10 protein-coding genes are annotated in these 12,692 nt (G+C 44.9%); 2 read left to right on the forward strand and 8 right to left on the reverse strand.

The window, feature by feature from the left end; translation table 11 throughout:
- The first annotated feature begins 15 nt into the window (after positions 1-15).
- The gene (locus tag HII16_RS08010; RefSeq protein WP_248289541.1) at positions 16-660 is read left to right on the forward strand and encodes a peroxiredoxin-like family protein; all 645 of its coding nucleotides are present in this window, start codon (positions 16-18) and stop codon (positions 658-660) included.
- Between the two features lie 25 nt (positions 661-685).
- Here the strand turns inward: HII16_RS08010 and deoA are convergent, their stop codons facing one another.
- Both deoA and HII16_RS08020 read right to left on the reverse strand, forming a co-directional pair.
- Positions 686-1,999, reverse strand: a complete 1,314-nt coding sequence (gene deoA, locus HII16_RS08015; RefSeq protein ID WP_169129073.1) for a thymidine phosphorylase — start codon at positions 1,997-1,999, stop codon at positions 686-688.
- A gap of 30 nt (positions 2,000-2,029) precedes the next feature.
- Entirely contained in the window at positions 2,030-2,449 is a 420-nt protein-coding gene (locus tag HII16_RS08020) for a cytidine deaminase (protein WP_169129075.1), read from the reverse strand.
- A 178-nt stretch (positions 2,450-2,627) separates the two neighbouring features.
- Here HII16_RS08020 and HII16_RS08025 point away from each other — a divergent pair, with 178 nt between their 5' ends.
- The gene (locus HII16_RS08025; RefSeq protein ID WP_169129077.1) at positions 2,628-3,395 is read left to right on the forward strand and encodes a hypothetical protein; all 768 of its coding nucleotides are present in this window, start codon (positions 2,628-2,630) and stop codon (positions 3,393-3,395) included.
- A 38-nt stretch (positions 3,396-3,433) separates the two neighbouring features.
- Here the strand turns inward: HII16_RS08025 and HII16_RS08030 are convergent, their stop codons facing one another.
- From HII16_RS08030 to pulA, 6 genes are all read right to left on the reverse strand, one after another.
- On the reverse strand, positions 3,434-4,270 hold the full coding sequence (locus tag HII16_RS08030; RefSeq protein ID WP_248289557.1) for a fused MFS/spermidine synthase: 837 nt from the start codon (positions 4,268-4,270) through the stop codon (positions 3,434-3,436).
- A 28-nt stretch (positions 4,271-4,298) separates the two neighbouring features.
- The gene (locus HII16_RS08035) at positions 4,299-4,931 is read right to left on the reverse strand and encodes a fused MFS/spermidine synthase (RefSeq protein ID WP_169129081.1); all 633 of its coding nucleotides are present in this window, start codon (positions 4,929-4,931) and stop codon (positions 4,299-4,301) included.
- Between the two features lie 148 nt (positions 4,932-5,079).
- Positions 5,080-6,111: a LacI family DNA-binding transcriptional regulator gene (locus tag HII16_RS08040; RefSeq protein ID WP_169129083.1), complete on the reverse strand. Its 1,032-nt coding sequence runs from the start codon at positions 6,109-6,111 to the stop codon at positions 5,080-5,082.
- Positions 6,112-6,242: 131 nt separating this feature from the next.
- Entirely contained in the window at positions 6,243-7,700 is a 1,458-nt protein-coding gene (locus tag HII16_RS08045; RefSeq protein ID WP_135438590.1) for an MFS transporter, read from the reverse strand.
- Positions 7,701-7,726: 26 nt separating this feature from the next.
- Positions 7,727-9,733, reverse strand: coding sequence for a glycoside hydrolase family 97 protein (locus HII16_RS08050; RefSeq protein WP_248289558.1), 2,007 nt, complete (start codon positions 9,731-9,733; stop codon positions 7,727-7,729).
- Between the two features lie 68 nt (positions 9,734-9,801).
- A complete protein-coding gene (gene pulA, locus HII16_RS08055; RefSeq protein WP_169129086.1) occupies positions 9,802-12,588 on the reverse strand; it encodes a pullulanase-type alpha-1,6-glucosidase in 2,787 nt (928 codons plus the stop codon).
- Positions 12,589-12,692 lie beyond the last annotated feature (104 nt).

Below are 12,692 nucleotides of genomic sequence, written 5' to 3' on the forward strand. Positions count from 1 at the left end.
AAGGAAAACACCATTATGACACTAACAAAAATGTTAACCACTGCGCTTTTCTCGGTAACGGTTGCCGTATCGCTGCCAGCAATGGCCAATAAAACCGTTGCCGAAAGTGCCGATCAGGTTAGCCCACTGCTACCAGGACAAATGATACCCGAGGTCAGTGCCACCAATATCGATGGCGTCAGCCAGCCATTAGCGAACACATTAGCAGGCAAGCCAACCATATTATTTTTCTACCGCGGTGGTTGGTGTCCATTCTGCAATACTCAGATGGGTCAATTGCAAGGCATTAGTGATGATTTGAAAAATATGGGCTATCAACTAATTGGTATCTCCACAGATAACCCAGAAGATTTGCAAAAAAGTCTAAAAGATCAAGAATTGAGCTATCAGTTGCTGTCGGATTTCGATTCACAAGTCAGCCAAGCCTTTGGTCTGGCATTTTTTACCTCGCAAAAAGTTACCGATCGTTATCTAGCAAAAATGGATTTAAAGAACCCACTGCAAAAGAACGCAGCGGGTGAAGAACGATTAGTATTGCCAGCACCGGCAGTATACGTGATCGACAAAACTGGACTTATTCAGTTTCAGTACGTCAACCCAAATTACAAAACTCGTTTACACCCTGATTTGTTAATTCACGCCGCCAAATTAGCCCTGTAAGCGCTACCCACCAATGATAAAGTGATCAGCTGATCACTTTATAAATCACTGGATTTAACGCTTCAAACTTATCCGCTAAGGTCAGCGCCTGAATATATTCGGCACTGGCCTTATTGGCGGAGTCTTGATCTTTGGCATGAATACGCGCCAACACGTCGCCTTTACTGACCTTAGTTCCAATTGGCAAAATACGGTCAAAACCGACACTGTGGTCAACATCCTGATCGTTACTGACACGGCCGCCACCTAAACCAACCACTAACATACCGATATCCCGGGTTTGCATACCAGCGATAACACCGTCGCCAGGACTGACAATATCTTGAATCACATTGGCTTTTGGTAAATAGGTTTCATAGCGCTCAAACAAATGTGCTGGACCGCCCATGGCGGTGATCATATTGGCAAAGACTTCCGCCGCTTTACCATTGCCAAGCACATCTTCTACCATACGCTCAGCTTGGGTTTGATGTTTCGCCAATTTGCCATCAATCAACATACTGACGGCTAAGGCGCTGACGATTTCATGCAACCGCGGCTCTCTGAACTTGCCACTTAAATAATCGAGTGTTTCGACGATTTCCACCGCATTACCAGCACTCACTCCGAGTACTTGGTTCATATCGGTGATCAACGCTTGGGTTTTCACCCCTGCGCCATTGGCAACGTTAACAATACTGCTAGCCAAGCCGACGGCATCGTCCATGCTTTGCATCATAGCGCCGTTACCAACTTTGACGTCCATCACCAAGGTATCTAGCCCTGCGGCTAATTTCTTCGATAGAATCGAAGCGGTAATTAACGGGATAGAATCGACGGTGGCGGTGATGTCGCGAATACCATATAAACGTTTGTCCGCGGGAGCGATGTTGCTGGTTTGGCCGATAATTGCCACGCCGACTTCTTTAACTAACTGCTGAAACTTGTCTTCGCTGGGTTGCACGTCAAAGCCGGGAATCGATTCGAGCTTATCGACAGTACCGCCGGTATGACCTAAACCACGGCCAGAGATCATCGGCACATAACCTCCATTGGCCGCTACTATCGCCGCCAACATAAAGCTAACTTTATCACCGACCCCACCGGTAGAGTGTTTGTCGACGATTGGACCATCAAGGTGGTCCCAATTAAATACCTGCCCTGAGTCTTTCATTGCTAGCGTTAGGCTAACCGTCTCTTCAACAGACATGCCTTTTAAAATCACCGCCATCGCCATAGCACCAACTTGAGCATCATTAAATGAGCCGTTCGCTAGGCCATCAACAAAGGCTTTGATTTGATCCTGTTTAAGGTTTTTGCCATCACGTTTATCACGAATAATCTCTTGGGGAATGAACATGTGCAGTCTCTCTATTTAACAAGGTTTGAGTTAATCATCATTTAGGTTTTTTGGCGTAAACGCATCCGGCAGCAAGGTCTTTACCCGCCACTCGACTTTGTCTCCCAAGTGATTACAGGCAAATACACTGGCATCGGGTTGCAAAAATTCCGCGATTACTTGTCGACAGGCGCCACAAGGCGGGGTTAATTTTGCCATTTTGGTAAAGATCACGATGGTTTTAAATTGTTGTTCGCCATTAACGATAGCTTGCGCTAAACAATTTCGCTCAGCGCATACCGTTAAACCATAGGATGCGTTTTCAACGTTACAACCGCTGACGATATTATCGCCAAAGGTTAACGCCGCAGCACCAACTTGGAAATTACTGTAGGGCGCGTATGCATTGTCATAAGCGGACTTGGCGGCAGCTAATACCTGCTCAAACTGGTCATCGTTTTTGTTTGCCAAAATAGCCTCTCTTACAAAAATTGACAGAGTTTATCTATAAATTTTCTTTACCGGTTGTTAAAAAGCCTGTTATAAGTTTAAGGGGCATCAGGATCCTTTGATGCTTGGATATTAATATAGCAAAAGCTGATAATTCTGGATGATAATCTGCGCTGTATTGTCAGAAATCGAGGTGGCTATGAAAAAAGTACTGATTTTGTTATTGCTATTAATAATCAGTGCTGCAGTTTGGTGGCAGTATCAACAGCAATCGGCAGAGCAAGAGATTGATCTTGGTGAAGCCATTGAAGATATCGAAGAAGTCATCGACGACATAGTCGAAGACGAATCATTTTCGCAGTCAGCAAAAAGCAAAGCTGAGCCAGAAAAAACTCAAAAGCCCATCAAACCAAAATTAAAAACCTCAATTGAATCAATGTACTCACAAGCATTTGAACCACAAATTGCCTATATCGAGTCACGCAGTAACCTTTTTGAATTAGCGAAACGCAGTGAGTATCAAATTGAGCTAGATGCGTTACAGTTTAATCCTTACTTCGGCTTGGAAGCTGAATTTGCTAACCTAAATGTGGCTCATAAAGGTCAAGAAGGTGTGCTCGATAAAGCCAGCGAAGTCAACTATCGCAAAGGCACCGAATCGGCGGCGTTATTGCTGAATATCAAAGGCATTTTACCGCTGACCAATAAATCGGCGATATTTGCCAAAGTCGGTCTAAATAGCTGGCAGATAGAAGAATCGCAACTAAACGGTGGTCAAGTGGCGGCAAATCGTGGTTATGGTCCAGCCAATTTTGGTGTCAACAGCAACCAAGGCACCGATGTTTTTTACGGCGTAGGGTATCAATATACCTACGAACAATATGTATTCTCTTCAGAAGTAAAAGTATTTGAAATTGAAGGGGAAACTTACGAAATTTATACCATAGGTGGTGGTTTTAGATTCTAGAGCTTAGTGCTCCAGAATCTAACCATATACGTTTCATTTTACAGCAGGTTGGCTGGCGAATATTGGTCGGTCAGTACTCTGACATCCTCATCGACATCATCGTTTAATTCCATTAACGCCAATACCGTATTGATATCAACGCCATAAGGGCGCAACGAGCCTTTTAGCTGCTCAATGGCTTTACTGACATCGCGCGATTTGTTGTTATTGGTGGCAACAATCACTCGATTGCCACGTTTAAAGCCTTTTTCGATTTCATAAAAACTGCCAAACACTGCATGATAGGTGGCGGTTTCATGATCATAAAGCTTGCTTGATGAAAAGGTATTGGCAACCAGCACACCATTTTCAGATAACACGCCTTGAGTTTCCTGCAAAAACTCTTTAGTTAATAGGTGTTCTGGGATGTATTCACCATTAAACGCATCGAGGATAACAACATCATATTGCTGCTCTTTACGTAGCGCTCGCTTGATAAAAATACGGCCGTCTTGTGGGTAACTTTTTACCTGTTCGGATTCTTTAAAGTCAAAGTACTTGCGCGCAACTTTGATTACCGCAGGATCAATCTCAACATTATCAATAACGATACCTGGATACATTTGCGCCAGGGTATTGGACAAGGTGCCTCCACCTAACCCTATGATAAGCACGCGCTTAGGGTTAGGGTGAAATACCAAGGCTGCCATCATATATTTTGTGTAATCAAACACCAATGTATCTGGACTTGCCATATTGATACAGGATTGGCTTGAAGTTTTGCGTTTGACCGAAAATTTTAAGCAACGCAAATCGCCTTGCTCTTCTACCAAAATATTACGATATAGAGAGCGCTCTTCGCTGATCACCTTAGCTTGAGCGCTACTGATCACCATAATGGTGAAAACCAGCAGTGCCAAAGATTTAGTTTTTAACAAGGACTTGCGCATCTTTTCCTTCCAAATGATTCAGACTAATGGCGGCAATACCTAATGCCACCAACAATAAACAGAAACTGATTAAAATCGTGTTTACTTCAAACCATAACACCAGATAAAACGATGTTGCCAAAGTTCCCAAGGCAGAGCCTAACGTCGACACAAAGTAAAGAACACCGGCGACTTGGCCACTTTCGTGCTCATTGGTGACCAATAAACGTACCGAATATGGCGATATCATGCCTAAAATCACCGTAGGTATAAAAAATAATAATGTCGAGGCGACTAGCGAGCCATAACGCGCGTCTTCTATTCGATCAAAGACCCACTCCAACATCGGTAATGCCGCCATTATCAGCGGTAATAACATCGCACCTGCGGCAATAAAAATAGTGCCATATTTTTTCAAGCTAGGCTGATGCAAAGACAATCGACCACCGAGCAAATAGCCTAATGATAAGGCCAACATAAACACGGTGATAATACTGCCCCAAACATGAACGCTGGAACCAAAATATGGTGCAAGAATACGACCTCCAAGAAGCTCGATACCCATGATCGAGAAGCCGCTGGAAAACGCGAGAACATATACGAAATAATTATGCCAACGAGATTGCATTGTCTTTAATAAACTACCTAGTTTTTAATACTATGCATCAAGACTACCAGAGAAAACAGGGGAACAAAACCGTTAAGTAAACGTGTTGTAAAAAGACTTTTGTTAAGCTGTCACGACTGAGCTAGTTATTAGCAAAACATGTCTACGATTATTTCGCTAGAGAGGAATCGCGCACTACCAATTGACTTGGTAACAGGGTGGTTTGCGGTGGTTGACCATTGATCAAGCCTAAAACATTATCCACCAACATTTCACCGGCCAATAAAGTGTCTTGTTTGGCGGTGGTTAAACTTGGTCGGGTAAATTGGGCAATGGCAATATCATCAAAACCGGCGACGGCAATATCCTCTGGAACTCCAAGGCCTTTTTCGCGTATCGCACGGATAGCACCAATGGCAATCAAGTCACTGGCAGCAAACAAGGCATCAATCGACTTATCAGACTCTAACAATGCCTTGGTTGCCGCAAAGCCAGCTTCTTCGGTCGAAATAGCATCCCGCTGCAGCTCCGCGTCAACTTGTATACCGGCATCACTAAGGGCTTGGCAATGACCTTTGTAACGGTCAAAAAACTCCGGAGCACGCCGCGATGCAGTGCCAACAAACGCACACGTTTTACGATTTTGTTTTAATAAGTGTTCAGTAACCTGATAGCCTCCATGCACGTTATCGCAACCTAAGGTAGCGATATTCATGTCCTTTACTTCGGCTCCCCAGCGCACAAAATGCGTACCTTGCGCGTGCAGCTGCACCAGCTTTTCCTTGTAATCAACGTAATCACCATAGCCAAGCAATATAATACCATCGGCTTTATTGGTGTCTTCGTAATCAGAATGCCAGTCACTGTCCATCTGCTGAAACGATACCAACAAATCGTAGCCACGATGAGCTGAGGCACGGGTAATACTACCAAGCATGGTCATGAAAAAAGGGTTAATTTGTGAATCGTCTGAGGTTGGGTCTTCAAACAAAAGCAAAGCAAGGGTTTTGCTTTCCTGTGAGCGTAAACTACTGGCGTTTTTATCCACTTTATAGTTGAGCTCTTTGGCGATCGCTTGAATTTTTAGTCGAGTTTCCTCGTTCACCAGCGGACTATTGCGCAAGGCACGCGAAACGGTCGATTGGGAAACACCCGCACGATAGGCAATATCAAAGGAAGTAGCTTTGGAACCTGATTTCACGAATTATCTACAGCAATTACAAACTGAGAAAATAGTAACTGAGAAAAATTCAATTGTATAGCTTTACATATCAAGGGGTCAGAACACTTGAAATTTCATCTGTTCTGACCCCTTGAAAATGGAAGGGCGTATTATTCTGCGTCGTGTTCTTTTACGAGGAATACCGACAATGATGCGAGCACCATAGATACACCGGCCAACATAATGATATAGATGGCTTCATTATCAAACACCGAGCTTAAAATCCAACCGGAGAAGATACCAGAAACGATTTGCGGTGCCGCGATAGTGAAATTGAAAATCCCCATATAGACACCGGTTTTACTGGCAGGCAAAGAACCGGCCAAAATCGCATAAGGCATTGCCAGGATAGCCGCCCAAGAAATACCAACACCAATCATAGGTAATAATAAGCTGACCGCAGCTTCTGGCACTTCAACCGAGGTGATCAGTAAATCAACCATTACTGGTTGCGGGTTATCAAACGCCATAAAACCAAAGTAACCTAGGGCACCGGCCATTAATGACATTGAGTACACCAATTTACGGCCAAATTTGTCAGCAAGCTTTGACAACACCACGGAAAATACCGCGGCAAACAAAGAATAAGCGGCAAAGATAATACCAACCCAATCACCGGCTGCGCCTTTCGCCGCGGCAATATGTTGTGGCACGCTACCGACCGACTCAAGATAGGCAGGGTCAAACCATTTAGCTTCGACACCCCAAATATACTGAGTGATCGCCGGCATCGAGTAAACCCACATAATGAACAATGCGAACCAAGAAAAGAACTGTACCACCGCCAATTGACGCATGGTATCTGGCATGGTTTTCATTAACTGCCAAAATCCGACTAAACGCTCAGCGATTGATTTTTTCTCAGCGTGTTCTTTCGCCACAGCCTCATGATCTTCACCACGATACGCATAATAATCTTTTGGCTCATACTCTTTGGTACGGAACGTGGTCCACAATACTGAACCAAGTAATACCGTCGCACCGATGTAAAATGCCCAGGTTACCGATGGCGCAACTTGACCAACTTCTGCGGTGTTTTCAAGTCCGACAACATTGGTCAAAACGAACGGTAAGATCGAACCAATAACCGCACCAATGTTAATCAGCAAGGCTTGGATAGAGTAACCTTTGTTACGTTGTTTGGCAGGCACCATATCCGATACCAGTGATCGGAACGGTTGGAAGCTCAAATTAAATGACGCATCCATAAACGCCAAGATTAGCGCACCAAACAACATTGGCGCCATAAAGGCTACCACCATCGAAGCATTTGGCATCAAAATCATACCTAATGCTGCACATATTGCACCGGCAAGAATATATGGCTTACGACGGCCGACGCGATTCCAGGTGCGGTCCGAGGCGGCACCGACGATAGGTTGAACAATCAAGCCCATAATCGGCGCGACTAACCAAAACAGTGACAGAGAATGCAGGTCAGCACCAAGATCCGACAGGATACGGCTAACGTTGGCGTTTTGCAGGGCGAAACCAAATTGCACACCAAGAAAGCCAAAACTGACATTCCAAAGCTGCCAAAACGATAATTGCGGTTTTTCTTTATTCATTAGCTCATACTTCTGATTATTGTTTGTTACTGCGCCACTTTAAAGCGGATCGCAAAGCCACCACTGGCAGCCATATTTAATGTTAATGTTTCTGTGTTGGTGACCGGCTTTTGCTCAATAACCATCTCATAAGGATTGGTTTCCCAATGCGCCTTGTCACCATCACGATAAATTTCAGCGATATAGCGTGTGTCTTTCGCAAGAAAATCTAAGTCTAAGGTAAACGCTCGCTCCTGTTCATCGGACAAGCCACCAACAAACCATTCTTCGCCATCGCGTTGTTGACGAGCAAACACCACATAATCACCGATTTCCCCAGCCAGCGCAACGGACTCTTGCCAATCTGTTGGCACATCACGAATAAACTGAAATGCGTCTAATTTTGCTTGGTAATTACGCGGTAAATCTGCCGCCATTTGAATTGGGCTATACAACACAACATATAATGCCAGCTGTTTAGCTAGCGTGGTTTGTGGTCGATCTGAGTCTTTGTCTAAGCCATTGAAGCCCATATCAAAGATACCGGGAGTGAAATCCATTGGGCCGGCTAACATACGAGTGAATGGCAATATCGCCGTATGTTCAGGCGGGTTTGGCGGACTGCCCCAAGCGTTAAACTCTTGGCCTCGGGCACCTTCACGGGCGATCCAGTTAGGGTATGTGCGGCGCAATCCGGTATCTTTTACCGGTTCATGGGTATTGATACTAATGTTACGCTTTGCCGCTTGCTCAATGTTGTAGAGGTATTCACCCACCATAAATTGGCCATCGTGCCATTCTTTATAGACCACACCATTTTCATCAACACGTTTGATGTTGCCACCGTCTGCAACATAGCCGGTTTTAACTTGTTCAACACCGATGTCGGCATACAAATCAAAGGCATCTTGCATTTGATTGCGGTAATTTGTGACATTGCCTGAGGTTTCGTGGTGACCAATCAGTTTAACGCCCGTCTTTTTACTGTGTGCTTTGATTTGCTCGATATCAAAATCAGGGTAAGGCTCGGTAAAGCTGAACACATCACCATTAAAGAACCAGTTACCGTCCCAACCTACATTCCAGCCTTCAACTAAAACGCCATCAAAACCATATTTAGCGGCAAAGTCCATGTAGCGCTTCACTTCACTGGTGGTTGCACCATGAGTGTCGCCACTGCCCCAGGTATTTTCTTTAACGTGCATGCCCCACCAAATACCAATGTATTTGCCCGGGTTAACCCAACTGACATCGCCAAGCTTATTTGGCTCATTAAGGTTGAGAATCAAGTCAGAATTTAACAGGCCGGTGGCCTTATCGCTGATCTGAATCGTGCGCCAAGGGGTTTTAAAGTCGGTTGTTGTTTTAACCAAGATGCCATCTGACCACGGTGCTAAATCGGCTTTAAAAGTGCCTGGACGACGCTGATCTAAAGACATACCCGCGTAATCTATCAGTGCGGCTTCATGGATGCTGATGTGTACACCATTGGCCATTTTCACCGTAAACGGAGTATGCGCACGGTCTACATCCTTAATGCTGCTGGTATTATAGACGTATTCATAACGATTCCAACCACGACTCGGAATCCAATATGCGGTGCCGTCTGTCGCCGCTTTTTGGCCCAAATTAAATTCCGTTAATTCGTTAATAATAGCGACGCTATCTAAACCAGCTTGCTTGCCGACTTCATAGCGAAAGCCAACACCATCATCAAACACGCGAATTCGCAGTTTATATTCATTAACGGTGTCACGCTCATGGCTCAAGGTCAGCAATAATTCATTATGGTGATCGGTGACCGTTTTGCGCTCGCCCCAAGGCTGTTGCCAGTCTTGTTTGACTGCAACGGTTTTACTGTCGCTGATTCGAAAACCTTCGGTGAGGCCATGATTGTCTTTAAACATCATGCCCAAATTTGAGGCGTCAATCACCGTTTCACCTTGAAAATCGACTTGGTACTGCACCATAGCCGCGTCATCAGACACGCTAAAACGCAACTCGCCATCAGGTGAGTCTACTGCGACGGTTTTTGCTAAGGTTTGCGATGTCATTAACAGGCTTGTTAACGTCAACGCCAGTGTCGCTTTGCTTACAGTAATCATTGCTTATCTCCCTGACATTATTTACGTACAAATACCGCGGCGCTGAATTTCTCAACTCGAAAGCTGTCGCCTTGTGCTGCATGTTGCTGGGCCAATGTGTCGCTGCTTTGTTGCAATACCGGATGCAAGCTAAACTCCGCGGCACCTTGATACGCAAACGTTTGTGTTGTTGGCGACGAATTAAAGATCACTATCATCTGTTGATAGTCTGGGTCGATGTCATCGCTATCCGTAAGCTGCATAACGATAAGACCTGGTGTTTGTTTACTACCGGTATTTAAAAAGCGCAATTGCGAGTTAATTTGTTCGACACTGCTTAAGCGCAATAGCGGTGATGTCATACGAATATTCAGTAGATCAATAAATCGCTCTGACATAAAGCTGATGTGTTGCGCATTGACGATATCTCGACCTTGGTTTTGGTCAATAATTTTGCCAATCACTTGCCAATTTTGCTGATCTTTTTCTGCAGGCGGTAAGCCGACATTGTAATTATTACCTTGTTTGCCAAAGTCGACGGCATTGAACCAGTCGCCATAGTCATAACTATCGCGTAAGTAGGATTTCGAGCGCAACAGCTCTGACCCCATATGGATAAATGGTATACCTTGCGCCAACATTGCGTACGACAAACCTAACGCCTGCATACGAACACGATCTTCGGTGCTGGTGGCAAAATGGATACGATATTGGTTGTTATCCCACAATGTTTGGTTATCGTGTTTTGATACATAGTTAATGGTATCGGCCGGATCCAAAGCATAACCGCTCGGCTGATCACCATAAGGTACATCGGCACCAGTGACTTGCTTGTCATTGCGATCAACAAGACGATAGCTGGCCAAGTTAGCCGCCAAACCGACACGCAATTGATCGGCAAACAATAAATATTGTTGTAACGAGTCTTGTTCGCTACGTAATTCATTTGGCAGGGTATAAAGACCGTTACCAATACCTTGTTGTTTGCGGATATCATCGCCAGCAGAGGTCATGCCACCACCGCGCACCGCATCGCGTAAACGGTCGGTAAAGGTACCAATTTCGGTGCCGCCTAAATTGAGTTGGCTGGCTTGTTCAAAGCGCTGATTATTGGCCACTTCACCAAAATTCCAGCCTTCACCGTAAAAATAGGTATCTGCGTCAACCGCTTGTACTGCTTGACGACTGGCCAGCATGACATCTTTCGGTTGATGTGCCATTAAATCAAAACGAAAACCGTCAATCTTATAATCACCAGCCCAAACCACTAATGAATCGGTCATCAATTTGGCCATCATCTTGCGTTCGGTCGCGGTATTATCACAACAGGTTGATTGTTCAATGGCACCGGTTACTGGATTAAGGCGCTGATAATAGCCCGGTACAATTTTATCGAGTACCGCAGTCGGCTCAAGACCCGCTTGGTGAGTGTGGTTATAGACCACATCCATGATCACCCGAAAGCCCATATTGTGCAGGGTTTGCACCATGTCTCGAAATTCAACGATGCGACTTACGCCATCAGGGTTTTGCGCATAGCTGCCTTCTGGCACGGTATAGTGAAATGGATCGTAACCCCAGTTGTAATCATCAACGCTGCGTAACTGACTTACCACCGCCTGCGCGTGTTGCGTTTGGCTGTCATAGCTTTGCAATACGCTTGCAATGGTTTGTGACTTTTCGACGCTTTTATCGCTACAAAGCAGGTGGCTTTCTTGAATTTCACATAATTTAGCCACCGTATCGCTCAAACTAACCCGTTGTTCGGAGACTTCGTTTACGGTACCAATATCAAACGCCGGTAAAAGGTGAATATTGTTTAATCCAGCCTGGCGCAATTGTTGTAAATGACGCGCACCATCACTGTCGGCTTCTTTAAATGCCGCGTATTTACCACGTACAGCTTCTGACGACAACTTGTTATCTGCTGCGCTGAAATCGCGAATATGCAATTCATAAAATACGTTGTCTTCAAAATTTGCCACACTAGGATCGTCTTGCTCATCCCAGCCTTCAGGCTTGCTTGACGCCGAATCTAAGTTGATAACCTGCGAGTGTTCACTGTTAGCTGACAAGCTCAGTGAATACGGGTCGGTAGTGACTATGGTTTCAATATTACCGGTCGCTGGGTGAAACACCTCAATCTGGTACTGATAATAATACTCGCTCAAATCTTGCTGTGCGGTTGCCTGCCAAACACCGGTTTGCACATCAAATTGCATGGCAAGCTGCGCCGGTGAATAGCGGGTTTTGTCTTTATTGAACAGTAAGACATCAATCGCACGGGCGGTCGGTGCCCACAGTTTAAACTGGGTATTACCGTTTACCACCATACTGCCAAGATCAGTAACCTCGTCAGCGTCATTGTCACCATTGGTGTAAAGTGCATCAATTGCATTACCGGTTTGCACGCGTGTTTTACTAACTAGATTGCCGTTTGTATCACGTACTTGCACAAATAACGGCGCTTTAAGCAATTGCTTTTGTTCACTCAAGCTCGGTTGTTCTGCAAAGCTTAATGCTTGACCATTGGCCACTAGGTGTGGAAACTGCTTCTGCTCACCATCTGACAAGATAGCTGCATTTAGCGTATATTTAACCGCATTTTCACCGCCGTTAACTAATTCATAGCTAACACCTTCGACCTTGTCACCGTAATAAAACAAACGTTCATTCGACAAAAAATGTCCTTGCGCAGCGGTTACTTTAATCGTATCGCTGGTGACATTAACAACAGGTTGCTGCTTATTGGTTGATGGCTTGTCAGAACAGGCTGTGATTGCCGCTAACGCCAATAAACTTATTGATAATTTGTTATGCATCATCCCCACCACAAAGCATATTTGGTTTTTTCAAAGTGACTCAAGGGTGTTCTATGGCATGCTATAAATCAACTACATACGTATGCAGTACCATGGCAATTCCCTCA

The organism is Thalassotalea sp. Y01 (assembly GCF_012932945.1).
In the GTDB taxonomy this organism is placed as follows: domain Bacteria; phylum Pseudomonadota; class Gammaproteobacteria; order Enterobacterales; family Alteromonadaceae; genus Thalassotalea_A.

What these genes read in the sequence shown, in the direction of transcription:
- HII16_RS08010 (WP_248289541.1), top strand. Translation starts at nt 16, where the DNA reads ATGACACTAACAAAAATGTTAACCACTGCGCTTTTCTCGGTAACGGTT.
- deoA (WP_169129073.1), bottom strand. Translation starts at nt 1,999, where the DNA reads ATGTTCATTCCCCAAGAGATTATTCGTGATAAACGTGATGGCAAAAAC.
- HII16_RS08025 (WP_169129077.1), top strand. Translation starts at nt 2,628, where the DNA reads ATGAAAAAAGTACTGATTTTGTTATTGCTATTAATAATCAGTGCTGCA.
- HII16_RS08030 (WP_248289557.1), bottom strand. Translation starts at nt 4,270, where the DNA reads ATGGTGATCAGTAGCGCTCAAGCTAAGGTGATCAGCGAAGAGCGCTCT.
- HII16_RS08035 (WP_169129081.1), bottom strand. Translation starts at nt 4,931, where the DNA reads ATGCAATCTCGTTGGCATAATTATTTCGTATATGTTCTCGCGTTTTCC.
- HII16_RS08045 (WP_135438590.1), bottom strand. Translation starts at nt 7,700, where the DNA reads ATGAATAAAGAAAAACCGCAATTATCGTTTTGGCAGCTTTGGAATGTC.
- HII16_RS08050 (WP_248289558.1), bottom strand. Translation starts at nt 9,733, where the DNA reads ATGACATCGCAAACCTTAGCAAAAACCGTCGCAGTAGACTCACCTGAT.
- pulA (WP_169129086.1), bottom strand. Translation starts at nt 12,588, where the DNA reads ATGATGCATAACAAATTATCAATAAGTTTATTGGCGTTAGCGGCAATC.